21 protein-coding genes are annotated in these 23,560 nt (G+C 66.7%); 7 read left to right on the forward strand and 14 right to left on the reverse strand.

From position 1 onward, the window contains the following. Nucleotides 1–9: 9 nt before the first annotated feature. From fdhF to A7X65_RS37615, 3 genes are read left to right on the forward strand one after another with little or no spacing between them, the layout of a single operon-like run. Nucleotides 10–2,895: a formate dehydrogenase subunit alpha gene (gene fdhF / locus A7X65_RS37605; protein ID WP_063694451.1), complete on the forward strand. Its 2,886-nt coding sequence runs from the start codon at nt 10–12 to the stop codon at nt 2,893–2,895. A 4-nt stretch (nt 2,896–2,899) separates the two neighbouring features. Beyond that, entirely contained in the window at nt 2,900–3,730 is an 831-nt protein-coding gene (gene fdhD, locus A7X65_RS37610) for a formate dehydrogenase accessory sulfurtransferase FdhD (RefSeq protein WP_063694452.1), read from the forward strand. Beyond that, nucleotides 3,717–3,947, forward strand: coding sequence for a formate dehydrogenase subunit delta (locus tag A7X65_RS37615; protein WP_063694453.1), 231 nt, complete (start codon nt 3,717–3,719; stop codon nt 3,945–3,947). Before fdhD ends, A7X65_RS37615 begins: the two co-directional genes overlap by 14 nt. Here A7X65_RS37615 and A7X65_RS37620 read toward each other — a convergent pair. The 14 genes from A7X65_RS37620 to A7X65_RS42975 all read right to left on the reverse strand — a co-directional run bounded on the left by A7X65_RS37620 (nt 3,910) and on the right by A7X65_RS42975 (nt 21,282). Further along, nucleotides 3,910–6,891, reverse strand: coding sequence for a bifunctional [glutamine synthetase] adenylyltransferase/[glutamine synthetase]-adenylyl-L-tyrosine phosphorylase (locus tag A7X65_RS37620; protein WP_063694454.1), 2,982 nt, complete (start codon nt 6,889–6,891; stop codon nt 3,910–3,912). The genes A7X65_RS37615 and A7X65_RS37620 overlap by 38 nt on opposite strands. Beyond that, nucleotides 6,888–8,348 (reverse strand): sensor histidine kinase, encoded by a 1,461-nt coding sequence (locus tag A7X65_RS37625; RefSeq protein ID WP_063694455.1) that lies wholly within the window; start codon nt 8,346–8,348, stop codon nt 6,888–6,890. The genes A7X65_RS37620 and A7X65_RS37625 overlap by 4 nt, the downstream gene beginning before the upstream one ends. Next, entirely contained in the window at nt 8,332–9,012 is a 681-nt protein-coding gene (locus A7X65_RS37630) for a response regulator transcription factor (RefSeq protein ID WP_063694500.1), read from the reverse strand. Before A7X65_RS37630 ends, A7X65_RS37625 begins: the two co-directional genes overlap by 17 nt. Before the next feature lie 273 nt (nt 9,013–9,285). Further along, nucleotides 9,286–10,866 (reverse strand): Do family serine endopeptidase, encoded by a 1,581-nt coding sequence (locus tag A7X65_RS37635; protein WP_063694456.1) that lies wholly within the window; start codon nt 10,864–10,866, stop codon nt 9,286–9,288. A gap of 201 nt (nt 10,867–11,067) precedes the next feature. Continuing rightward, nucleotides 11,068–12,411, reverse strand: coding sequence for a methyl-accepting chemotaxis protein (locus tag A7X65_RS37640; RefSeq protein ID WP_063694457.1), 1,344 nt, complete (start codon nt 12,409–12,411; stop codon nt 11,068–11,070). Between the two features lie 106 nt (nt 12,412–12,517). Further along, on the reverse strand, nt 12,518–13,000 hold the full coding sequence (locus A7X65_RS37645; protein ID WP_063694458.1) for a cytochrome c-type biogenesis protein: 483 nt from the start codon (nt 12,998–13,000) through the stop codon (nt 12,518–12,520). A 4-nt stretch (nt 13,001–13,004) separates the two neighbouring features. Further along, complete coding sequence (locus A7X65_RS37650; protein ID WP_063694459.1) at nt 13,005–14,987, reverse strand: heme lyase CcmF/NrfE family subunit; 1,983 nt, start codon at nt 14,985–14,987, stop codon at nt 13,005–13,007. Then, nucleotides 14,984–15,493 (reverse strand): cytochrome c maturation protein CcmE, encoded by a 510-nt coding sequence (gene ccmE, locus A7X65_RS37655; protein ID WP_063694460.1) that lies wholly within the window; start codon nt 15,491–15,493, stop codon nt 14,984–14,986. The genes A7X65_RS37650 and ccmE overlap by 4 nt, the downstream gene beginning before the upstream one ends. 37 nt (nt 15,494–15,530) lie before the next feature. Next, complete coding sequence (ccmI, locus tag A7X65_RS37660; protein WP_063694501.1) at nt 15,531–16,658, reverse strand: c-type cytochrome biogenesis protein CcmI; 1,128 nt, start codon at nt 16,656–16,658, stop codon at nt 15,531–15,533. Nucleotides 16,659–16,789: 131 nt separating this feature from the next. After that, a complete protein-coding gene (locus A7X65_RS37665; protein WP_063694461.1) occupies nt 16,790–17,059 on the reverse strand; it encodes a hypothetical protein in 270 nt (89 codons plus the stop codon). Between the two features lie 100 nt (nt 17,060–17,159). Further along, entirely contained in the window at nt 17,160–18,560 is a 1,401-nt protein-coding gene (locus A7X65_RS37670) for a hypothetical protein (RefSeq protein ID WP_063694462.1), read from the reverse strand. 161 nt (nt 18,561–18,721) lie between these two features. Next, a complete protein-coding gene (locus A7X65_RS37675) occupies nt 18,722–20,098 on the reverse strand; it encodes a sensor histidine kinase (protein WP_063694463.1) in 1,377 nt (458 codons plus the stop codon). Nucleotides 20,099–20,215: 117 nt separating this feature from the next. Continuing rightward, on the reverse strand, nt 20,216–20,890 hold the full coding sequence (locus A7X65_RS37680) for a response regulator transcription factor (RefSeq protein ID WP_011085905.1): 675 nt from the start codon (nt 20,888–20,890) through the stop codon (nt 20,216–20,218). A gap of 239 nt (nt 20,891–21,129) precedes the next feature. Continuing rightward, the gene (locus tag A7X65_RS42975) at nt 21,130–21,282 is read right to left on the reverse strand and encodes a hypothetical protein (RefSeq protein ID WP_167358337.1); all 153 of its coding nucleotides are present in this window, start codon (nt 21,280–21,282) and stop codon (nt 21,130–21,132) included. A 252-nt stretch (nt 21,283–21,534) separates the two neighbouring features. On the opposite strand from A7X65_RS42975, the gene ku reads away from it, so the two are divergent. From ku to A7X65_RS37700, 4 genes are all read left to right on the forward strand, one after another. Further along, on the forward strand, nt 21,535–22,515 hold the full coding sequence (gene ku / locus A7X65_RS37685) for a non-homologous end joining protein Ku (RefSeq protein ID WP_063694464.1): 981 nt from the start codon (nt 21,535–21,537) through the stop codon (nt 22,513–22,515). Nucleotides 22,516–22,573: 58 nt separating this feature from the next. Further along, a complete protein-coding gene (locus A7X65_RS37690; protein ID WP_063694465.1) occupies nt 22,574–22,810 on the forward strand; it encodes a hypothetical protein in 237 nt (78 codons plus the stop codon). Nucleotides 22,811–22,919: 109 nt separating this feature from the next. Further along, nucleotides 22,920–23,123, forward strand: a complete 204-nt coding sequence (locus A7X65_RS37695) for a hypothetical protein (protein WP_430643908.1) — start codon at nt 22,920–22,922, stop codon at nt 23,121–23,123. A gap of 196 nt (nt 23,124–23,319) precedes the next feature. Then, nucleotides 23,320–23,484: a Flp family type IVb pilin gene (locus A7X65_RS37700; protein ID WP_063694503.1), complete on the forward strand. Its 165-nt coding sequence runs from the start codon at nt 23,320–23,322 to the stop codon at nt 23,482–23,484. Nucleotides 23,485–23,560 lie beyond the last annotated feature (76 nt).

Here is a 23,560-nt window from a genome sequence, read left to right on the forward strand (position 1 = left end):
AGAACGACGATGTCTCTGATCGAAGAAATCGACTACGGCACACCGCGCTCCAAATCGGAAACGATGGTGACGCTGACCATCGACGGCAATGAGGTCACGGTGCCCGAGGGCACCTCGATCATGCGGGCCGCGATGGATGCGGGCCACCAGATCCCGAAGCTCTGCGCGACCGACATGGTCGACGCATACGGCTCCTGCCGTCTCTGCCTCGTCGAGATCGAGGGCCGCGCCGGCACGCCGGCCTCCTGCACCACGCCGGTCATGAACGGCCTCGTCGTGCGCACCCAGACCGAGCGGCTGAAGAAGCTGCGCAAGGGTGTGATGGAGCTCTACATCTCCGACCATCCGCTCGACTGCCTCACCTGCGGCGCCAACGGCGACTGCGAGCTGCAGGACATGGCCGGCGCCGTGGGCCTGCGCGACGTGCGCTACGGTTATGAGGGCGAGAATCATGTTTTCGCCAAGACACCAGGCAAGACCGACGGCTGCGCGAACGACCACTGGATGCCGAAGGACGAGTCCAACCCTTACTTCACCTACGATCCCTCCAAGTGCATCGTCTGCTCGCGCTGCGTGCGCGCCTGCGAGGAGGTGCAAGGCACCTTCGCGCTGACGATCTCCGGCCGCGGCTTCGACAGCCGCGTTTCGCCCGGCATGAGCGAGAGTTTCCTCGGCTCCGAATGCGTCTCCTGCGGCGCCTGCGTGCAGGCCTGCCCGACCGCGACGCTGACGGAAAAGTCCGTGATCGAGATCGGCCAGCCCGAGCATTCCGTCGTCACCACCTGCGCCTATTGCGGCGTCGGCTGCGCCTTCAAGGCCGAGATGCGCGGCGAGGAAGTCGTGCGCATGGTGCCGTACAAGGACGGCAAGGCCAACCGCGGCCATTCCTGCGTCAAGGGCCGCTTCGCCTGGGGCTACACCAACCACAAGGAACGCATCCTCAAGCCGATGATCCGCGAGCGGATCGAGGACCCCTGGCAGGAAGTCTCCTGGGACGAGGCCTTCTCGTTTGCCGCCGCCAAGATGCGCGGCATCCAGAAGAAGTACGGCCGCGATGCCATCGGCGGCATCACCTCCTCCCGCTGCACCAATGAAGAGACCTATCTGGTGCAGAAGCTGATCCGCGGGGGCTTCGGCAACAACAATGTCGACACCTGCGCCCGCGTCTGCCATTCGCCGACCGGCTATGGCCTGTCGCAGACCTTCGGCACCTCGGCCGGCACCCAGGACTTCGACTCGGTCGAGGAGACCGACGTCGCCGTCATCATCGGCGCCAATCCGGCATCGGCTCACCCGGTGTTCGCCTCCCGCCTGAAGAAGCGGCTGCGCCAGGGTGCAAAGCTGATCGTGATCGATCCGCGCCGCACCGAGATGGTGGACTCGCCGCATGTGAAGGCGCTGCATCTGCCTTTGATGCCGGGCACGAACGTCGCCGTCGTCACCGCACTGGCGCACGTCATCGTCACCGAGGGCCTCGTCAACGAAGCCTTCGTGCGCGAGCGCTGCGACTGGATCGAGTTCGAGGAATGGGCCGCCTTCGTCGCCCAGCCGAAGCACAGCCCGGAAGCAACCGCCATCCTCACCGGCGTCGACCCGAAGGTGCTGCGCGAAGCCGCCCGCGTCTACGCCACCGGCGGCAACGGCGCGATCTATTACGGCCTCGGCGTCACCGAGCACAGCCAGGGCTCGACCACCGTGATCGCGATCGCCAACCTCGCGATGGCCACCGGCAATATCGGCCGTCCCGGCGTCGGCGTGAACCCGCTGCGCGGCCAGAACAACGTGCAGGGCTCCTGCGACATGGGCTCGTTCCCGCACGAGCTGCCCGGCTATCGCCACATCTCGGGCGAGGCCGTGCGCGACCAGTTCGAGGCACTCTGGAACGTCAAGCTCAACCCGGAGCCGGGTCTGCGCATTCCCAACATGTTCGATGCCGCGATCGAAGGCACGTTCATGGGCATCTACGTGCAGGGCGAGGACATCCTGCAGTCCGACCCGAACACCAAGCACGTGGTCGCGGCGCTGTCGGCGATGGAATGCGTCATCGTCCACGACCTCTTCCTGAACGAGACCGCGAACTACGCGCACGTCTTCCTGCCCGGCTCGAGCTTCCTCGAGAAGGACGGCACATTCACCAACGCCGAGCGCCGCATCCAGCGCGTCCGCAAGGTGATGACGCCGAAGAACGGCATGGCCGATTGGGAAGTCACCATCGCGCTCGCCAAGGCGATGGGCTTCGAGATGAACTACAGCCATCCTTCCGAGATCATGGACGAGATCGCGGCGCTGACGCCGACCTTCACCGGCGTCTCCTACGCCAAGCTCGACGAGCTCGGCTCGGTGCAGTGGCCCTGCAACGAGAAGGCGCCGGAGGGCACGCCGGTGATGCATATCGGCGGCTTCGTCCGCGGCAAGGGCAAGTTCATCGTCACCGAATATGTCGCGACCGACGAACGCACCGGCCCCCGCTTCCCGCTGCTGCTCACCACGGGCCGCATCCTCAGCCAGTACAATGTCGGCGCGCAGACACGGCGCACCGACAACGTGGTCTGGCATGCCGAGGACCGGCTCGAGATCCATCCGCACGATGCCGAGCTGCGCGGCGTGCGCGACGGCGACTGGGTGCGGCTGCAGAGCCGCGCAGGCGAGACCACGCTGCGCGCGGAGATCACCGACCGCGTGTCGCCGGGCGTCGTCTACACCACCTTCCACCACCCGGACACGCAGGCCAACGTGATCACGACCGACTTTTCGGACTGGGCGACCAACTGTCCGGAATACAAGGTCACGGCAGTGCAGATCTCGCCGTCGAACGGCCCGTCCGACTGGCAGAAGGCCTATGACGAGCAGGCGCGGCATTCCCGCCGCATCGCGCCCGCCGAGGCCGCGGAGTAACCGCATGCACGTGCCGGTCCAGGCCATCGACCGCGAAATCTGGCGCGACGGTGCCGCGTCCGAAGGGACGCGGCTGATCCCCGAGGAGACGCCGCTGGCGCTGACCTATAATGGCGGCACCTACGCCGTGATGATGGGAACGCCGCAGAACCTCGAGGATTTTGCCGTCGGCTTCAGCCTGGACGAGGGCATCATCACATCGGTCGACGACATCAAGTCGCTCGAGGTGGTACGCCTCGACGACGGCATCGAGCTCAGGATGTGGCTCGAACAGGACAACGCCGCGCGCATCAGCGAACGCCGCCGCCACATCGCCGGCCCCACCGGCTGCGGCATCTGCGGCGTCGAGTCCATCGCCGAGGCCATACGGCCTGCAGCAATCGTGCCGCAGGGACAGACCTTCACACCGCAGCAGATCATGACGGCGATGCAGGCGATCGCGCCGCTGCAATCGATCAACATGCAGACCCGCGCCGTGCACGCCGCGGCCTTCTGGTCGCCATCGAATGGCATCGTGGCCTTGCGCGAAGACGTCGGCCGCCATAACGCGCTCGACAAGCTCGCGGGCTCGCTGGCGCGCGGCCGGACCGATGCCAACATCGGCATGGTGCTGCTGACCAGCCGCGTCTCGGTCGAGATGGTGCAGAAGACCGCCGCGATCGGCGCACCCGTCATGGTCGCGGTCTCCGCCCCCACCGCGCTCGCTGTCCGCACGGCAGAGGCTGCCGGCATCACGCTGATTGCGATTGCCCGCAGCGACGGGTTTGAAGTGTTCACGCACCAGGGCCGCGTCACGGCCCTTCGTGCCCAGGAGATCATCGATGTCGTCGCCTGACCGCCTCGTCTACATGGCCAACCAGATCGGCATGTTCTTCCGCAGCCAGGGCCATGACAAGGCCGTGCCGGGGATCGCCGACCACATCAAGAAGTTCTGGGACCCCAGGATGAAGCGCGCGATCTTCGCCCATCTCGATGCCGGCGGCGCGGGCCTGGAGCCGAACGTGCGCGAGGCCCTCACTTCGCTGAAGCAGAGCCTTCCAGCAGTGTCCTGAACACGCGTCGCACCTCGCTCTGCGTTTCCTTCACCCGCGCCTCGAGCGAGGAGAAGTCCGGCGCATCGCCGGCGCGCGCCATCACGCGCTGCAGATCCGTGCCGGCGGTCTCCGGCTTGAAACGGTCGCTGACGCAGAGCCGTAGGATCTGCGTCAGGTCGTGATAGAGCCGCACTGCGGCGCGCAGGATCTCGGTCTCCGATTGACCGAGCACGCCGAGCCTGCAGGCATTGTCCAGCACCTGCAGCGTGCTGACATCGAGGATCTCAGGCTTGTCGTGCGCATGCACGAGTTGGAGATATTGCGCGATGAAGTCGATGTCGATCATGCCGCCGGCGGCATATTTGAGATCCCAATAGTCGGTCTCGCCCTTCTCCTGTCCGATCGCACCGCGCATGTCGGCAACGTCGTTGGCGATGATCCCGCGGTCGCGCCGACGGGTCAGGACGTCGCGGATCACGCGCTCGATCCGCTCGCGGAATTCAGGTGAGGCCGACACCACGCGCGCGCGCGTCAGCGCCATGTGCTCCCAGGTCCAGGCCTCGTTGGCCTGGTAGTCGGCGAAGGACGCAAGGCTCGACGCCACCGGGCCGGCGCGTCCCGACGGGCGCAGCCGCATGTCGATCTCGTAGAGCACGCCGTAATTGGTCCGCGTCGTGAACGCGCTGATCAGGCGCTGGGTGAAGCGGGCGAAATAATGCGCCCCCTGCAGCGACTTGGCGCCGTCGGAATCCGGGTTCTCGGCGTCGAAATCGTAGAGCAGGATCAGGTCGAGGTCGGACGAGGCCGTCATCTCGCGGCTGCCGAGCCGGCCCATCGCGATGATCGCGGTCTCCTGGCCCTTGATGCGGCCGTGCTGGGCGGCAAAGCGGTCGGCGACGAGGCCATGCACGGTGTGGACGATGCCTTCGGCGACGTCGGCAAAGGCGGTGCTCGCCTGCTGCGCCGAGACGGTACCGGAGAGGATGCGCGTGCCGATCAGGAACAGGCTCTCCTGCCCGAACAGGCGCAGGCGATCGAGGAACTCCTCGTATGAGCCGGCGTCCTGCACGGTGGCGGCGAGCCGCTCCGACAATTCCTGCCGGTCCGGCATCGCGCCGAAGAAGCGCGGATCGATCAGGCCGTCCATGAGCTGCGGCTGGCGTGCCAGCATCTCCCCTAGCCGTGGCGCTGCGCCAAGCACCAGCGCCACCAGCGCGACGAGATCGCGGTTCTGGCCAAGCAGCGTGATCAGCCGGCCGCCACGCTGCAGCGCGCCGAGGAACTGATCGAACGCCACGACCGCGCGGTCCGGCTCCTCGGCATGCGCGAGCCCGTCGATCAGGGCCGGCACGAACTCGATGAAGGCGCTGCGCGTCGCCTCATTGCGGAACACACGATAATCGCCAGTGATCCAGTCGCGCACGGTCTGAGCGACTGCGGCCGGCTTCTTGAAGCCGAGCGCCGTCATGTGCTGGAGCAGGCGCGGGTCGTCGGGGCCCGCGCTGTAGTCGAGCGCCGGCAGCTTCGCCGTGCCGGTCGGATCGTCGCCCTCGAACAGTTTTTCGTAATGCCCCAGCACGATTTCGAGCTGGCGCAGCAGGTCGCGCGCAAAGGCCTCGCGATCGACGTAGCCGAAGAAGCGCGCAAAGCGCTCGACCGCTTCCTTGTCCTCGGGCAGTGCATGGGTCTGCTCGTCCGCGATCATCTGGAGGCGGTGCTCGACCCGGCGCAGGAATTCGTAGGCGGTGGTGAGCTCGTCGCGAGCGGCAGAGGTGATCCAGTTGCTGGCGGCGAGCACGTCGAGCGCTCTCAGCGTCGGCCGCACCCGTAATTCCGGATGGCGGCCGCCGGCGATGAGCTGCTGGGTCTGCGCGAAGAACTCGATCTCGCGGATGCCGCCGCGGCCGACCTTGACGTTGTGGCCCTCGACCGCGATCTCGCTCTGGCCGCGATAGGTCTGCATCTGCCGCTTCATGTCGTGGACGTCGGCAAGCGCGGCGAAGTCGAGGTGCTTGCGCCAGACGAAGGGCGCGATCTCGGCGAGCAGCGCCTCGCCGGCCTTGGCGTCGCCGGCACAGGCGCGCGCCTTGATCATGGCGGCGCGCTCCCAGGTGCGCCCTTCCCGCTCGTAATAGTTCAGCGCGGCATCACGGGAGATCGCCACCTGCGTCGAGGACGGATCGGGGCGCAGGCGCAGGTCGACGCGGAACACATAGCCGTCATAGGTGCGCTGCTGCAGGATGCGCGCCATGCCCTGCGTGACCCGGACGAAGAACGGCTGTGGCTCGATATCAGGCGCAAGCGTCGTATTATCAGGGTCGAAGAACACGATGAGGTCGATGTCGCTGGAGTAGTTCAGCTCGCCCGCACCCATCTTGCCCATCGCGAGCACGATCAGGCCGCAGCCCTCTTCCGGGGCCTCGAGGTTGAGCGGGCGGATCTTTCCACGTGCGGCTTCCTGCCGCAGCTGATACTGCAGCGCCGCCTGCACGGAGGAGACCGCGACGTCGGTCAGCGCCGCCGTCACCCGCATCACCGGCCAGACCCCGCCGATGTCGCACAATGCGGTCAGCAGCGCGGCCTCCGCCTTCATGCGGCGAAGCAGCCGCATCACCTCGGCCTCGTCGGGCGCCGCGAGCACCGCGTTCCGCGCCTCCGCGATCAGTGCGGCCAGGTGCGCATCCGGATCGCATTCGAGCAGCCGTATCAGGCGCGGCGCATCGGCGCGCGCCAGATCGAACAGATAGGGCGAGAATTCCGCGATGCCGGCCAGGATGTTCCGCGCGAAGGGATAAGCGAGCAGCGGCTGGAGACGTGCCGATTGCGCCGGCTCGAGCTCGGCCAGCCAGTTTTCAAAACGGGGTTCGTCGTTTGTGGAAGCGGCAATATGGGGAGCCTCCGCAAAGCGCGCGGCCAGACTCTCACCATGCTTGTCCGCGTTTCCCGGCGCGGAGTGGTTCATGCCACCTTCTGTGGCACATCCGGCATTGGCGGAGCAACCCTGTCGCCTGCGCTCGCGCGCGCCGGCAGTGCCAGCGTAGCGACGAGGCCGGGATGGGCATCACCCAGCCGCAATTCTCCGCCATGGAGCGTCGCAACTGCGGAGGCGAGGCTGAGGCCGAGGCCGGAGCCCGGTAGCGTGCGGCTCGCCTCCAGCCGGACGAATCGCTCGACGGCATGCTTGCGGTCGGCCTCGGGGATGCCGGGGCCGCGATCGGTGACGCTGAGCAGCACCTGATCGCCCTCGCGCCTTGCCTCGATGGTGATCTGCCTCGAGTCCATGCTGACCACGGTTCCCGCGGGCTGCGCAGCCGGCTTGCCGTACTTGATGGCATTCTCGACCAGATTGGCGAGCGCCTGGCTGATCAGTTCGCGGTTGCCGTGAACCGGCGTCGGATCGGCCTTCACCTTCAAGGTCATGCCGTCGTCTTCGGCGAGCGGCTCGTAGAGCTCGTGGATGCCGCCCGCGACATCGGCGGCGTCGAAATCGTCCATGTTGCCGCGGGCCTGTCCGGACTCGGCGCGGGCAATCATCAGCAGCGCGTTGAAGGTGCGGATCAGGCCGTCGGATTCCTCGATGGTCCGCTCCAGCGCGGCGCGGTAGTCGGCCTCGCAGCCGGATTTCGCCAGCGCCTCCTCGGCCCGGTTGCGCAGGCGCGTCAGCGGCGTCTTGAGGTCGTGGGCGATGTTGTCGGAGACCTCCTTCAGCCCCGCCATCAGCGCCTCGATCCGCTCCAGCATGGCGTTGAGGTTTTCGGCCAGACGGTCGAGCTCGTCGCCGCTGCGGCCGACGGGCAGGCGGCCGCTGAGATCGCCGGTCATGATGCGCTGGGCGGTGCCGGTCATCGCGTCGATGCGCCTCAGCACCCTGCGCGCGACGAAGATGCCGCCGCCGAGGCCGAGCACCACGACGATCAGGACCGACCATTGCGCCGCCTTGGCGACGATGCTGAACAGGCGCCGACGCTCGGCGAGGTCGCGGCCGATCAGGAGACGGAAGCCGTTTTCGAGCTCGGTGACGCGTACCAGGGCACGATGATCGCGGTCATCGGTATCCTCGATCCGCCGGTAGGCGGTCTCGGACCAGCCGCGCGTCGCCATCACGCCGGGCGCGAGCGAGCCGACATTGCCGGCGATCGCCTGCCCGGTCGGCGTGGTCACGAGATAGAGGTTGGCGCCCGGCCGCAACGCGCGGTACTCGATCGCGAGCACCAGGCCGCGCAAGCCGCGCCTGTCGTAGAGATCGTTGATCTCCGAGGTCTCGGCATTCACCGTCTGCGTGATTTCCTCGGTGATCAGCCGCCGCGTGTTCCAGGCGAAATAGCCGAGCAGCGAGGCCGCGAACATCGCGAACAGCAGCAAATAGACCAGCGTCAGCCGGAACGCCGTGGTGCGGACGAGTTTACCGAATGCCGTCACGGATCATGTACCCGGCGCCGCGGATCGTGTGCAGCAGCGGCCGCTCAAAACCCTTGTCGATCTTGGAGCGCAGCCGCGAAATGTGCACGTCGATCACGTTGGTCTGCGGATCGAAATGGTAGTCCCAGACGTTCTCCAGCAGCATGGTGCGCGTCACCACCTGACCGGCATGCTTCATGAGATATTCGAGCAGGCGGAATTCGCGTGGCTGCAAGGTCAGCTCGTCCTTGCCGCGGGCGACGCGATGGGACAGCCGGTCGAGTTCGAGATCGCCGACGCGGTAGAGGGTATCCTCGGCAGGTCCGCCGCGGCGGCGCGACAGCACCTCGACGCGGGCGAGCAGCTCGGCGAAGGAATAGGGCTTCGGCAGGTAGTCGTCGCCGCCGGCGCGCAGGCCCTTGATGCGGTCGTCGACCTGGCCGAGCGCAGAGAGGATCAGCACCGGCGTGGTGTTGTCCTGGTCGCGCAGCGCGCCGATCAGCGACAGGCCGTCGCGCTTGGGCAGCATGCGGTCGACCACCAGCACGTCGTATTCGCCGTTCTCGGCCATGGCGAGGCCCTCCTCGCCGTCGGCGGCGTGGTCGGCAATGTGTCCGACCTCGCGAAACGCCTTCACGAGATAGTCGGCGGATTCGCGGTCGTCTTCAATGATGAGGAGGCGCATCGTGCGTTCGGCGGCGGTCAAGGAGGTCAACCTTCTCTAAACATGGCGCGAGCGGCAATCGCATGCAAGCCGAGGGCGAGAGTGTCGAAGCGAGAAAAAGGCGGGCGGTGAAGCTGGGGGGACCTCACCGCCCTAGGCCTTCCGACGGAGGGGGGCGTATTTCCACCGGAAGGTAGGCTGGGGAAGCGAACGTTACGCTGCTCCCCCGAAGGGCGCCGGCGGCGGGGGCGACTGATGCCGGCGGCACCCTTCATTTCGTAAGCCTCCTGAGGCTTACCCCTTGGCGAGGGGGATCGCGACGAAGCGCGACTGGCCGCCGCTCTTCACGCGCATCAGGACGCTGTTCTTGTTGTCGGTCCGCGCCGCGTTGATGGCGTCACGGACTTCGCCGGCGGTGGCCACGCTCTTGCCGCCGACCTCGAGGATCACATCGCCTTCCTTGAAGCCGCGTTCGGCCGCGGCGCTCTTCGGATCGACTTCGGTGACCACGACGCCTTCCTTGCCGGCGCCGGCCACGGAATTCGCGGGCGCAACCGTCATGCCGAGCTTCGGCACGTCGGTGCCCTTGCTGGCACCCTTGCCGCTGTCCTTGTCGAGGTCGGCCTTGGCCTCGACCGTGTTCGGCAGCTGGCCGAGGGTGAGGTTCACGACCTTGTCCGCGCCCTTGTGCAGCACGTTCAGCTTCACGGTCGCACCGGGCGCCATGCCGCCGATGGTGCGGGCGAGCTCACGGGCGTCCTTGACCGATTCGCCGTTGACCGCGGTGATCACGTCGCCGGATTCGATGCCGGCCTTCGCTGCCGGACCGTTTGCCTGCGGCTCCGCCACCAGCGCGCCTTCGGCCTTCTTCATGCCGAGGCTGTCGGCGATGTCGGAGGTGACGGGCTGGATCTGCACGCCGATCCAGCCGCGGCTGACCGAGCCCTTGTCCTTGAGCTGGGCCACCACGCTCTTCACGGTGTTCGCCGGGATCGAGAACGCGATGCCGACGCTGCCGCCGGAGGGCGAGTAGATCGCGGTGTTGACGCCCATCACCTCGCCATTGGTGTCGAACGCCGGACCGCCGGAATTGCCCTTGTTCACGGGCGCGTCGATCTGGATGAAATCGTCATAGGGGCCGTTGCCGATATCGCGGCCGCTGGCCGAGACGATGCCCGCGGTCACGGTGCCGCCCAAACCGAAGGGATTGCCGACCGCGAGCACCCAGTCGCCGATCCGCGGCTTGCTGTCCGCGAGCTTGGCGAACGGGAAGTTCGAGCCGCCCTCGACCTTGATCAGGGCGAGGTCGGTCCGCTGGTCGGTGCCGATCACCTTGGCGCTGTAGGTCTTGCCGTCGTCGGTGGTGACCTCGACCTTGTCGGCGCCGTCGACCACGTGGTTGTTGGTCACGGCGTAGCCGTCAGCCGAGATGAAGAAGCCGGAGCCCTGGCCCTGCACGACGCGGCCGCGACCACCGCCCTTCAGGCCGGGAACGCCATCCGGACCGCCGAAGCGGCGGAAGAAGCGCTCCATCGGCGAGCCCGGCTGGAACGGCGACTGAGCATCGTCGCCATCGTCGTTGCTCGCGGTCTTCTCCTTGATGTTGACCTTGACCGAGATCACCGACGGCTTCACGCGCTCAACGATGTCGGCGAAACCGACCGGACGTTCGACCTTGCGGACCTCGTTGTTGACCTGCGCATGCGCCGGGCTCGAAATCAGGTCGGCCGGCGACATCGACGGGCCAAAGCCGTAGACGGCGGCACCGAGACCGGCGACGACCGAGGCCATCAGCGCGAGCCTGCGCGCCGAGAACACCGACCGGCGCTGCTGCCGGTAGGACGGGAGGTTCGAGAGGTCGATACGGTCGTTCATGCAGAAATCTCCAGGGCCCTAGAATTCATTTCGGCGCCGGATGACGGCACCTTCCGGAGCTGAAGATGGGGACTCCCGCCTTACCGCGCGCTGGCGGCGGGGTTAAACTTTTGTAATGATGGCGCGGCTCTACTGCGGCAGTTTAGCGCAGGCCGAAAGTCTTGGTCTTACAGGAACTTAGTCGGGTTCCGGTGCCCAGCCTCAGCTGGCCCTGACGCTGACGATGAACTCGTCCACTTCGCGCTTCAGGGTCTCGGCCTGCCGCGACAGATCGACGGCGGAATCCCGGGCTTCAGCCGCCATGCGGCCGGTCTCCGCCGAGGTCGAGGTGATCTGGGCGATGTGATTGGAGACGTCGAGTGTTCCGTGGGCGGCGTCCTGCGCGCTGCGGGTGATGTCCTGCGTGGCGTTGCGCTGCTGGGCGGTGTCGACCTCGATGCCCGACATGATCGACGAGATCTCCGACAGCGTCTTCGAGATGCCGTCGATCGCGCCGCGCGTCTCCGCGGTGATGCCCTGGATGCTGGCGACATGGGAGGTGATCTCCTCCGTCGCCTTGCTGGTCTGGTGCGCCAGGTTCTTCACCTCGGAAGCGACCACGGCAAAGCCCTTGCCGGCCTCGCCGGCCCGCGCCGCCTCGATGGTGGCGTTGAGCGCCAGCAGATTGGTCTGCGAGGCGATCGCCTGCACGAGCTGCACGACCTCGCCGATCTTGTCGGCAGCGTCCGACAGCGTGTGGATGGTGTCGCGGCTCTTTTCGGCCTGCGACGCCGCGCCCTCGGCGCGCTGGGTCGCATCGGTGACGCGGCGGCTGATCGTGCCGATCGAGTTGGTCATCTCCTCGGCCGAGCCCGCGACCGTCTGGACGCTCGCGCTGGCCTGGCTCGCGCCGCTTGCCACCGCATTGGCCTTGGTGCTGGTCTCGTTGGCCGTCCGCGACAACGTCTCGGCGTTGCGCTTGAGGTGCACGGCCGACGAGGCCACGCTGTCCACGACGCTGGCGACGAGATCGTTGAAGCGCTTGATCCGATCGTCGAGAAATTTCGAACGCTCGGCCTGGTGCTGCGCCTCGTGCAATTGCTGCTCGGTGAGGCGGCGGCGCTCGAGGCCATTGGTCTTGAACACCTCGAGCGCGCCGGCGAGCAGGCCGATCTCGTTGGTGCCGCCGAGCCCGGGCACCGGAGTCTCGAATTTCTGGTCGGCGACCTCGCGCATCGCATGCACGATCGCCGCAAGCGGCGTGAGGATGCCGTTGCGGACCGCGAAGAAGGTGGTGAGGCAGATCGCGACGGCGACGACCGCGATCACGCCGCAGGCGACCAGGAACCAGGAGAACGCCGTCTGCGCCTGCTGGTAGATCAGCATCGCGTGGTCGCGCGCCGGGCCGCTGAGCGCGGCGAAGTCCGACGACAGGCTGGTGATCTCGTTGTTGAGATAGAGCACCGCGACGAAGCCGGTGCCGCCGCCGATGCCGAGCAGGAACAATAATGCAGCGACGACGGCGCCGACCAGGAAGCGGATCGTCAAATTGCTGTTCGCGAACATCTCGGGGACTCAGAGGCTGGAATCGAATCTCGCGACAAGCTTCCAGACAAAGGTCAATAGAGGATGAAACACGCGGCTCCCGACAGCCTACGTATCATTACGTAGGTCAGGACGACTTCGCCTCGTCGGACATCAAGGCGGCGAGCCGCGCCTCTTCCTCCGCAGTGAGCGGCGGCGCCGGTGCATCTGCACCGGTCTTCGCGCGACGGCGGATTTGCAGCCAGAGCGCCAGGCCGCCGCCGAGGAGCAGCAACGGCGCGAGCAGCCACAGCAGCAAGGTCTGCCGCTCGAAGCGCGGCTTGAGCAGCACGAACTCGCCATAGCGCGCGACCAGGAAGTCGAGCACCTGCGAATTGCTGTCGCCCGCCGCGATGCGCTCGCGCACCAGGAGCCGCAGGTCGCGCGCCAGCGGCGCATCGGAATCGTCGATCGACTGGTTCTGGCAGACCATGCAGCGCAGCTCGCGCGACAATTCGCGCGCGCGCGCTTCCCTGGCGGGGTCCGACATGATCTCGTCGGGCTGCACCGCGTGGGCCGCGGGCAACGCCAGCAGCATCAGGAGGGCGAACGCGGCCATCATCCGGCACATCGGATCACTCCGCCGGCTGCAGGCGCTGCTTGGCCCGCGCCGGCTTCGGCGCGCCGACCCGCAGCCGCCGGTCGGACAGCGACAGCATGCCGCCGAACGCCATCAGCACCGGTCCCCACCAGATCAGCAGCACCAAGGGCTTGTGATAGATGCGCACGGCAATGGCGCCGTCGGCATTGGCATCGCCCAGCGAGATGTAGAGCTGGCTCGCACCGCGCGTCAGCAGCGCGGCCTCCGTGGTCGAGGAGCCGCGCGTGGTGAAGCTGCGCTTGGACGGCGTCATGACGCTGATGGCCTCGCCGTCACGGCTGATCTTGAACTCCGCGATCATCTCGCGGTAGTTCGGGCCCTGGCGTTGGAACAGGCCGTCGAGCTTGACGTCGTAGCCGGCGATGTGGGCGACGTCGTTCTGCTTCATCGTCGCGATGTGCTCGCTGTTCCAGGTGGTCTCGCAGACGATGCCGATCAGCGCGACGCCGAGCCCGGCATGCGCGAACGCGGTGCCCCAGGCTGAGCGCGGCAGGCCGCGGGCGCGGTGCAGTGCCGTCGCGAACGGCACCCGCACCAGCCCGGTCCGCTCGACGATGTCGGTGATCGCACCGGCGATGACGAAAACCCCAAGCCCGATCGCGAGCGGCGCCAGCGTGGCGCCGCCGCTCGCCCAGCCCCAGGCAATGGCGATGGCGACGAGCCCGGCAACGCCGGCGGCGAGCAGGCGCTGCATCACGCCGAGCAGATCGCCGCGCTTCCACGCCAGCATCGGTCCGAACGGCACCGCGAGCAGCAGCAGCGCGAACAGCGGCGCGAAGGTGAGGTTGTAGAAGGGCGCGCCGACCGACATCTTGAAATCGGCGAGCATCTCCATCGCCAGCGGATAGAGCGTGCCGAACAGCACCACCGCGCAGGCGACCGTCAGCAGCAGATTGTTCAGCACCAGCGCGCCCTCGCGCGAGATCGGCGCGAACAGGCCGCCCTGCTTCAGCGAGGTCGCGCGGCCCGCGAACAGCGACAGGCTGCCGCCGATGAACAGGCACAGGATCAGCAGGATGAACACGCCGCGGGTCGGATCGGTGGCGAAAGCGTGCACCGAGGTGATGACGCCGGAGCGCACCAGGAAGGTGCCGAGCAGCGACAGCGAGAAGGTCAGGATCGACAGAAGAATGGTCCAGACCTTCAGCGCGTTGCGCTTCTCCATCACCAGCGCCGAATGCAGCAGCGCGGTGCCGGCGAGCCACGGCATCAGCGAGGCGTTCTCGACCGGATCCCAGAACCACCAGCCGCCCCAGCCGAGCTCGTAGTAGGCCCAGTAGGAGCCCATCGCGATACCGAGCGTCAGGAAGATCCAGGCCACCAGCGTCCACGGCCGCACCCAGCGCGCCCAGGCCGCGTCGATCCGCCCTTCCATCAGCGCGGCGATGGCGAAGGAGAACGAGATCGAGAAGCCGACATAGCCGAGATAAAGCATCGGCGGATGCACGGCGAGGCCGATGTCCTGCAGCACCGGATTGAGATCGCGTCCCTCGATCGGCGGATTGGCAATACGCAGGAACGGGTTCGAGGTCACGAGGATGAAGAGGTAGAAGGCACTGGCGATCCAGGCCTGCACCGCCAGCACATGCGCGCGCAGCGACAGCGGCAGGTTATTGCCGAATGCGGCGACGAGGCCACCGAACAGCGCGAGGATCGACACCCACAGCAGCATCGAGCCTTCGTGGTTCCCCCACACGCCGGTGATCTTGTAGAGCAGCGGCTTCATCGAATGGGAATTCTCGTAGACATTGGCGACCGAGAAGTCCGAATTGACGTGCAGCATCACCAGCGCGAGGAACGAGGCGCCGACGAACAGGAGCTGCGCCAGCGCGGTGGAGCGCGCCACGTTCATCAGCGCGGCATCGGCGAGGCGCGCGCCGATCAACGGCACGATGGACTGGATGAGTGCCAGCCCAAGCGCCAGCACCAGCGCGTAATGTCCGGATTCTGCGATCACCGCACGGCTCCCTGCGGATTGCCCTGCGCGGTGGTAGCCGCGGGCTTCGCCCCACCGGAGGCCTGGGCACCGTAATCGTCTTTCCAGTGTCCCTGCTTCTTCAGGGCATCGGCGACATCCTTCGGCATGTAGGTCTCGTCGTGCTTGGCGAGCACGGTGTCGGCCTTGAACACGCCATTGGCATCGAGCGCGCCTTCGGCGACGACACCCTGCCCTTCGCGGAACAGGTCGGGCAGGATGCCCTTGTAGGCGACGGGCAGCTTCGCATTGCCGTCGGCGACTTCGAAGCTCACGGCGAGATTGTCGCCGCGCTGGAGCGAGCCGGGCTGCACCAGGCCGCCGAGGCGAAACCGCTTGCCGGGCGCTACGTGCTTCTCGGCCACCATGCTCGGTGTCGAGAAGAACACGATGGAGTCGCGCAGCGCGTTGAGCACCAGCGCGGCCGCGAGCGCGAGCACGGCGAGCGAGCCGCCGATGATGGTCATACGTCGCTGCTTGCGCGTCATGGCGTATCCGTTCTCCGCTCGTCCTGTCCCGACATCATCATCCGTCGAGCCCGAGAGTCTTGAGGCCTTCGTTGAGCTGGCGGAGCCGTTCGGCATCGTTGGCGACCGCCTGACGCGCGTCGGTCGAGGCGCCCTTCGCCTTGTCGCGATCGCCCATCACCAGATAGGCGCGCACCAGCCGCAGCCAGCCCTCGACATCGTCACCGTTCTGCTTCAGCCGTGTGGCGAGGCGCTCGACCATGCCGCGCACCATCGCGTTGCGATCGCCTTCGGCCATGTCCTTGGATGCCGCAATGGTCTCGTCCGACAGCGCCGGCACCGTCCCGCTGCCACCGCCGCCGACCCGCGCCAGCGAGGACTGCACCAGGGGCCGCCATGGCGCATCGGCAGGCGCCTTCGCCAGCAGCGCGCGCCAGATGTTGGCGGCATCGTCCTTGCGGCCGTCCTGCTCGGCGGCGAGCCCGAGGAAATAGTTCGACTTGGGATCATCGGCGTCGAGCGCATGTGCGCGCTCGAACTCGGTCTTGGCCTCCGCGGTCACGACGCCGCCGGCTGCGGCTGCGATCGCCTCGCCGAGATCGGACCGGCGCTCCGGGCTCTCGCCATTGTAGGTCAGCGAGTTGCGATAGGCCCGCACCGCATCGTCGAAGCGGCCGAGCCGCTGCAGCACCGGCGCGAGCACGTTCCAGCCGCGTCCGTCGGTCGGATTCTTTTCCAGATGCTGCTCGACCTGCACGACGAGATTCTCGAGGGATCGCGCCATGCCGGTCCCGCGCTCCCGCTCCGCCAGCGGAAAGTCCTGAAGCCGGGGCGAGCCGAGCGGCATGTAGACGCCGATTGCAACCAGCGGCAGGCCGACGAGGGCCAGCACAGCCGCGGAGCGGCGCCATTTGAGGTTCGATTTCGGCGCGGCTGCTGGCTCGCCGGCGGCTGCGGCGAGCAGCCTGCGGCTGATCTCGACGCGCGCGGCCTCGGCTTCGGGTGCGGCGATCAGCCCCACGGCGAGATCGCGCTCGATTTCGGCGAGCTGGTCCTTGTAGACCGCGACTTCGCTGCCCTGATTTGGGCCGCCCTGCTCCTGCGCGCGTCCGCTACGGCCGAGCGGCAAGAGCACGGCGAAAATCGCCGCGACCGTCATCAGCGCGAACACGAACCATAACGTCATCTGGCAAGCTTCCGGCAGCGCGCCACCCGCGCCCATAGGTGGCTTTACACCACGGCCGGACGATGCGGCAATTGACAATTGTCAATTTGGCGCGACCGCGCGCAGTCCCGAAATGGTGAAACTCCAACGGCTTAGCCGATCTCGAAGTCCGCGCTCCGCGCGGCGTCCTCGCCGTGCCCGTTGAAGGCCCTGAGGAAGTACGTCCCGGGCTCGATGGCCTCGGGCAGCCTGATGCGCAGCGCCCCGACCGGAACCGGAGAAGCAACCCTGGTGGCGGTCTCGGGCAACTGACGGCCGCTTGCCTTCTCGACCAGCACCACCTTCGCGCCGACCATCAGCCGTTGATATTTGGCAACAATGACGCGGTTCTCGATTTCGATGGAGCTGATAATGGGTTTCATGCGCCCACAGATAGAAATTCCAAAAACTTGCACGGCGACCGTAGGGCCCACCACCGGCAGCGTCAACCACAAATTGTGATCACGAAAATATGCGCTTGAATCAGCTCGCGCGCGACGATTTGCGCTCGCCTGTCGCGGCGTTCTCCGCAGCGCGGCTCATCAGCGAGGCATAGTCATCGCCGAACAGCACCTGGCAGAAGCGGATCGCGGCCTGCACCTGCTGCTGCCTGTAGGTGCGCACCTTGTGGTCGGCGCCGCGCAACGCCTGCACGAGCTGCTCGGTCGAGCGTTCGACATATTGCTGCAGGTCGGAATAGGTGCGCAGCGTCACCTCGTTGATCGCGAGCTCGCTCGCGTAATTGCGGCAGGTCGCCACGAACTCCATCAGCGCGGCGGTCTCTTCCACCTCGGTGCTGTCGATCCGCGCGCCCGGCGGAATGTCCTTCTCGGGACGCTGGCGCAGGATGCGGCGCACGCGGCCGGGAACACTGTCGATCTCCGATTGCAGGGCATTGGAGATGTCGGCCCGGATCGAGGTCAGCTGCTTGCCCCAGACTGAATCGTTGCGCAGGTCGAGCTCGGTGCGCAGGCCGCGCGCACCGTCATGCAGCGCCTTGAGATTGCCGGCGACGTTGTCGAAATGACCGCGCTTGATGTCCATGCGCAGGATCGCGGCGACGCAGGACAGATCGTGCAGGGCAATGGTGACGGCGACGCCATAAGGCGTTGCCGCGACGCGAATCTCGTCGTCGGACGCGGCGATCTTGATGGCGAGGCGGATGATCTGCCACGGTGCGGTCATGCGCTGCACGACGATCGACAGGGCGAAAGGCAGCATCTGCGGCGTCTGCAGGACCGGAATGTTGAGCGCCGACGTCACCGAGGCGATCTGGGGATCGCCGAAGGCGCGCAGAGTGCGCGGCAGCTTCTCGTTCAGCGTGGCGATGGCCTCGCGCACCGCGAGCACCGCGCCTATCGAATAGAGGTCCTCGATCACGTTGGGCGGGCCGACGCGGGCGAGCGCGCGCGACTTGTCGCCGCCGCCGGGACCGGTCAGCGCGAAGATGGCGTCCGCGGCCACCGCCTGCAGCTTTTGCGCGAGGGCCTCGACCTGGCCGGCGCTCTCCGCCGGCATGCGCGCCAGTGCCGCCTCGAATTCGGTCAGCTTGTCCGGGGCGCCGTCACGGCCGAGCCATTGCCAGATCGGCTGCAGCGAAGACCGCCGGATCTGGCCGACCCTGATCGGAGCGCCTGCCTCGACCAGGAACGGTTCCAGCGCCTGGAACAGGAGGCGCGACAGGTCGTCGGTGCGCGGCGGCGGGGCCTCGTCGGCTTCGGTCTTGCGGACGATCTTGCGCAGTTGCTCGAGCACCAGGGTCGCCACGGCCGTGTCCTGGCCGCGCTCGAGCGCGCGCTCGAACTCCCGCATCAGCAGCGCCTGCGACTGCGGCGGGAGCTGCGCGAGATATTCCCTCAGCCGCTCGATCGATGTCTGGCTCATGCGCCCGGGTAATGCACGGTAAAATGGCGGACGTGGGATGCGTCCGGGCGCGATCATAGGTGGTTGCGCCTTAAGAAGCCGTTGAGGACGTTGGCTCGAATGCCCCCATTTGCTTCCGGATTTGCCCGCTGTAGGCCAAATAACCCATTGGGAACAGAGGATTATATTCCCGGAAGCACCAGCTCGGCCCGCAAGCCGCCGATCGGCGCGCCGCCGAGGGAGAGGTTGCCGCCATAGAGGGCGGCAAGGTCGGTCACGATGGACAGGCCGAGCCCCGAGCCGGGCTTGGATTCGTCGAGCCGCTGGCCGCGCCGGGAGACCTGGGCCCGTTCCGCCTCCGACAGGCCACGGCCGTCGTCGTCGACGATGATCCGCAGCCGCGGTCCGGCGCCGGCCTGCTGCGGGGCCTCGACCAGGACCTCGATGAAGACGCGGGAGGCCGCCCATTTGCAGGCATTGTCGACGAGATTGCCGACCATCTCCTCGAGGTCCTGCCGCTCGCCGCGGAATTTGGCCGACGGATCGGCCGTGGCCTCGACGACGATGCCGCGGTCGCGGTGGATCTTCTCCATGGTCCGCCGCAGCGCCTCGATCGCAGGCGCGACCTCCGTCACGGTGGCGACAACCGAGACGCGCGCCGCGATCCGCGCGCGCTCCAGATGATGGGCGACCTGGTCGCGCATCACGTCCGCCTGCTCCATCACCTTGGCCGCGAACGGCTCCGCGGCGTGGGCGCCGGCTTCGTTGACGATCACCGAGAGCGGCGTCTTGATCGCATGGGCGAGATTGCCGACATGGGTGCGCGCGCGCTCGACGATCTCGCGATTGGCTTCGATCAGCGCATTGGTCTCGCGGGCCAAAGGCGCGATCTCGACCGGGAATTCGCCCTCGAGCCGTTCCGCCCGCCCGGAGCGGATGTCGGCAATCGATTCCGAGATGCGCTTGAGCGGCGCGAGGCCGAAGCGGACCTGGAACACCGTGGTCAGCAGCAACACGATGCCGAGCGCGGTGAAGGTGCCGCCGAGGTAGTAGTCGAAGCTGCGCGTCTCGTCGAAGATCTCGGTGTCGTCGCCGGCGACGCTGACGAGATATTTGCCGTCGGCGCCGAGATCGACGGGCCGCTCCACCATGCGCAGGTTCTGCCCTTCGGGACCGTCGACATAACCGAGCCGGATGCCCGCGGCGGTGAGCTCGGCGCCCTGCTCTTCCAGCTTCGGAAGCTTCTTGTCCCAGAGCGAGCGCGAGGAGCGCACCTCCGGCTTTTCGGTGTCGGTGCGCGTGATCTGCCAGTACCAGCCGGACAGCGGCAGCTCGAACAGGGGCTCGCCAAGCGACTGGAACTGGCGGTCCGGTGGCTCGTCCGGGGTCGCGACTTCGGCGATGAGGGTGCGCAGATAGAGATTGAGCCGGCGGTCGAAGGCCCGCTCGGTCGCGTTCTTGTAGACCGACGACAGCACCACGCCGGTGATGGCCAGGATCACCACGAGCCAGGCGGTCGCCGACAGGAACAGCCGGTTCGCAAGCGAGCTAGCACGCATCGGAATGATCCCGGCAGGCGCAGGATGTCGGAACTTCGCAGGTCATGACCGGACCAAGGCCCCTGTTCGGCCTCCAGTCAAGCCCGCACGGGCTCAGGCCTTGCTCAGGCCTTGGGCTCAAGCACCCGGTGCAGGCGGCGGGGTCAGGAGATAGCCGAGGCCGCGGACGGTCTGGATGATGTCGACGTCGAGCTTCTTGCGGATGCGGCCGACGAACACCTCGATGGTGTTGGAGTCGCGGTCGAAATCCTGGTCGTAGAGATGCTCGACCAGCTCGGTGCGGGACACGACGCGCCCGGAATGGTGCATCAGGTAGGCCAGAAGCCGATATTCGTGCGAGGTCATCTTGACGGGGTTGCCGGAGACGCTGACCCGGCCCGTCCTGGTGTCGAGCGTGACGGGGCCGCAGGAGAGCTCGCTCTGGGCATGACCGGTGGAGCGGCGCAGCAGCGCGCGGATGCGGGCCAGCACCTCCTCCAGGTGGAACGGCTTTGCGACGTAGTCGTCGGCGCCGGCATCGAAGCCCTGCACCTTGTCGCTCCAGCGATCGCGCGCGGTGAGGATCAGGACCGGCATGGTGCGGCCGTTGCGGCGCCAAGCCTCCAGCACCGAGATGCCGTCCTTCTTCGGCAGGCCGATGTCGAGCACGACGGCATCGTAGGGCTCGTTGTCGCCGAGATAGTGCCCCTCCTCCCCGTCGAAGGCGCGATCGACGACGTAGCCGGCGTCGGTCAGCGCCTTGGTGAGCTGGCGATTGAGATCGGGGTCATCCTCAACAACGAGCAGGCGCACGCTGGTCTCCAGAAATAGGCTGCATGAACACGGGTCACAGATGAGCAAGTTCGGCGTGAACTGAATATGAACGCGGGGAACCGGCAACGTTACTTTTTGGTCATATCCGACTTGATCCTATCAGACCTGCCGGTCGCCAACGATTGCGCCCGCCATGCCGCCGGACGAACCGGCGGCATGGCGGGCGCAATGTGCCGCCTTATGCGGCGATGAGGAAGTCGGGTGTTCCGATCCCCTCCTCAGGTCCGGAAAAAGACGAACCAGACGACGGCGAGGATCAGGATCGCAAGGCCTGTCGAGATGGCGAGCAGCGCTGCCACCGACGGCCCCGGTTCGCCCTGGCGCGCCTCGGTCGGAGTTTCCACGATCCGGTTCTGCTCTCGCGTTGCCATGGTGACCTCGATCTCAGGGCTGCCTTAACCAGACGCCGCGACCTCCTCGCGGCCAGTCAAGTCCCGGGGCAACGCCCCACCTCTGGCGATGTTCCGGACCCCCGCTGCCGTGAGCCCCGCGCAGCACGCAGGCACGCGAGGCCCCGTCCGGCGGTTAACGTCGTTGCAAGATTCCGCCGCCGCGCTTGCTATGATTCGTTGTTCCCCGATGGTATCGTTGTGAGTTGTCCCCTGTTGCGTTTGGAGTAGCCCATGGCCCCCCGCGCCAATTGGAAGGGTTTTCTGCGTCTGTCGCTCGTGACCTGCCCGGTCGCGCTCTATCCGGCCACTTCGGATACGGAGAAGGTCTCTTTCAACCAGATCAACCGCAAGACCGGCCACCGGATCAAGTACCTCAAGGTCGATGCCGAGACCGGTGACGAGGTCACGTCCGAGGACATCGTCAAGGGCTACAAGGTCGACACCGACACCTATATCGAGGTCACCAAGGACGAGCTCGACGACATCGCGCTGGACTCCACGCACACGATCGAGATCGACGAGTTCGTGCCGAAGGCCGACATCGACAACCGCTATCTGATCCGCCCCTATTATCTCGTCCCCGACGGCAAGGTCGGCCACGACGCCTACGCGGTGATCCGCGAGACCATCCGCAGCATGGACAAGGTCGCGATCGGCCGCGTGGTGCTGACCAACCGCGAGCACATCATTGCGCTGGAGCCGCTCGAGAGCGGCCTGATGGGCACGCTGCTGCGCTACCCCTACGAGGTCCGCAGCGAGACCGAATATTTCGACGACATCCAGGACGTGAAGCTGACCAGGGACATGCTCGACCTTGCCAAGCACATCGTGGAGAAGAAGTCCGGCGCGTTCGAGCCCGAACTGTTCGAGGACCATTACGAGACCGCGCTGATCGACCTCATCAACAAGAAGCGCTCCGGGATGCCCATCACCGCGAAGGCGGCGCCGAAGACGGGCGGCAACGTCATCAACCTGATGGACGCGCTGAAGAAGAGCATCGCGAACGAGAAGGATGCGCCAGCGGCGAAGGTCGCCAAGGAGACCGTCAAGGGCAAGAAGCCGAAGAAGCGCGTCGAGGGTCAGCGCGAGATGCTGCTGCCGATTTCAGGCAAGGGCGGCAAGGACGCGGCGGCGAAGACGGCGAAGGAAGCCCCGAAGAAGGCCGCCGACAAGCCGGTGCGCGCGCCGGCACGGGCGAAGAAGGCAAGCTAGCAGCACCCGGCCTGCGATCGCATCGTGATGTCCCCCCTCTCCGGCCGGCCGGCCTGACATGCCCTGGTCGGCCGCGTTCGACGATCCGATCCCGCTGCGCAGCGGACGCAAGCTGCGGACGCTGCAGGAGGCGGCCGATCACGTCATGCAGCTGCCCGAGGACGCGCAGCACGCAAGCCACTGGCAGACCGCGATCGAGACTCTGATCGATGCAGCCGAGACCGGCGGCGGCTGGATGATGTTCGCCCGCATCGCGATGCTGCGCGCGCTCAACGCGGATGCCGGCCGCAAATAGCCTCAACAATCGGTTAAGCCGAGCCGTCGTTTCCCGCCCGCCAAGTAGTCCTACGGAAGACAAAATTAACCGTCGATTCCCGTTCAGCCCGACAAGGTCGCGCCCTCGATTGAAGCAGGGTTCGCACGCGGTGCAGCAGCCGGATGCCAGGAAGAACTATATCGGCCTCGTCAGCGACACGACCGAGGACAAGCAACGCGCCGACAGCGCGGCGCGGTCGCAGCCACGCGTCATGAGCTATCTGGTCGGGCGCCTCGCCGCGGCGCTGAAGCGCCCCGGTAAGGCCGCTTCGGGACGCGCGATCAAATCCTGACGGCGACCGCACGGTCAAATGCGCCTGAATCGGGTCATGAAACCTTAAGTCAACGAATGGCATCATATAAAGGCCTGAGGTCGGCTCCATCCGACCTGCGCTTTAGCGTGCGCCTGCCCGCGAGAAATTTAGTGAATCAATTTACCATTCCGAAAACGGCTCCAGCCTACGTTGGACGGATGAACAGGAGTTGACGATGGCTTTGCTCAGGTCCTTTCTTGCCGATGAAAGTGCAGCTACCGCTATCGAGTATTGCCTGATCGCCGCCGGTATCGCGCTCGCGATCGTCACCGTCGTGAACAACACGGGCAGCGCGCTGCTGAACAACAAGTTCAACTCGATCGACGCGGCCACGAAGTAACCGCCGATCCGGTTCGACGCGGGCCTCCGCCATCCGAGATAATGCCGCACGCTCGCTGGCCCGTCAGCGCTGCGGG

Origin of the sequence: Bradyrhizobium stylosanthis, assembly GCF_001641335.1 — a bacterium.
GTDB lineage: Bacteria > Pseudomonadota > Alphaproteobacteria > Rhizobiales > Xanthobacteraceae > Bradyrhizobium > Bradyrhizobium stylosanthis.

Excerpts from the sequence above, each read along its gene's own strand:
- fdhF (WP_063694451.1), top strand. The coding sequence starts at position 10 with ATGTCTCTGATCGAAGAAATCGACTACGGCACACCGCGCTCCAAATCG.
- fdhD (WP_063694452.1), top strand. The coding sequence starts at position 2,900 with ATGCACGTGCCGGTCCAGGCCATCGACCGCGAAATCTGGCGCGACGGT.
- A7X65_RS37615 (WP_063694453.1), top strand. The coding sequence starts at position 3,717 with ATGTCGTCGCCTGACCGCCTCGTCTACATGGCCAACCAGATCGGCATG.
- A7X65_RS37620 (WP_063694454.1), bottom strand. The coding sequence starts at position 6,891 with ATGAACCACTCCGCGCCGGGAAACGCGGACAAGCATGGTGAGAGTCTG.
- A7X65_RS37630 (WP_063694500.1), bottom strand. The coding sequence starts at position 9,012 with ATGCGCCTCCTCATCATTGAAGACGACCGCGAATCCGCCGACTATCTC.
- A7X65_RS37635 (WP_063694456.1), bottom strand. The coding sequence starts at position 10,866 with ATGAACGACCGTATCGACCTCTCGAACCTCCCGTCCTACCGGCAGCAG.
- A7X65_RS37640 (WP_063694457.1), bottom strand. The coding sequence starts at position 12,411 with ATGTTCGCGAACAGCAATTTGACGATCCGCTTCCTGGTCGGCGCCGTC.
- A7X65_RS37645 (WP_063694458.1), bottom strand. The coding sequence starts at position 13,000 with ATGTGCCGGATGATGGCCGCGTTCGCCCTCCTGATGCTGCTGGCGTTG.
- ccmE (WP_063694460.1), bottom strand. The coding sequence starts at position 15,493 with ATGACGCGCAAGCAGCGACGTATGACCATCATCGGCGGCTCGCTCGCC.
- ccmI (WP_063694501.1), bottom strand. The coding sequence starts at position 16,658 with ATGACGTTATGGTTCGTGTTCGCGCTGATGACGGTCGCGGCGATTTTC.
- A7X65_RS37665 (WP_063694461.1), bottom strand. The coding sequence starts at position 17,059 with ATGAAACCCATTATCAGCTCCATCGAAATCGAGAACCGCGTCATTGTT.
- A7X65_RS37670 (WP_063694462.1), bottom strand. The coding sequence starts at position 18,560 with ATGAGCCAGACATCGATCGAGCGGCTGAGGGAATATCTCGCGCAGCTC.
- A7X65_RS37675 (WP_063694463.1), bottom strand. The coding sequence starts at position 20,098 with ATGCGTGCTAGCTCGCTTGCGAACCGGCTGTTCCTGTCGGCGACCGCC.
- A7X65_RS42975 (WP_167358337.1), bottom strand. The coding sequence starts at position 21,282 with ATGGCAACGCGAGAGCAGAACCGGATCGTGGAAACTCCGACCGAGGCG.
- ku (WP_063694464.1), top strand. The coding sequence starts at position 21,535 with ATGGCCCCCCGCGCCAATTGGAAGGGTTTTCTGCGTCTGTCGCTCGTG.
- A7X65_RS37690 (WP_063694465.1), top strand. The coding sequence starts at position 22,574 with ATGCCCTGGTCGGCCGCGTTCGACGATCCGATCCCGCTGCGCAGCGGA.
- A7X65_RS37700 (WP_063694503.1), top strand. The coding sequence starts at position 23,320 with ATGGCTTTGCTCAGGTCCTTTCTTGCCGATGAAAGTGCAGCTACCGCT.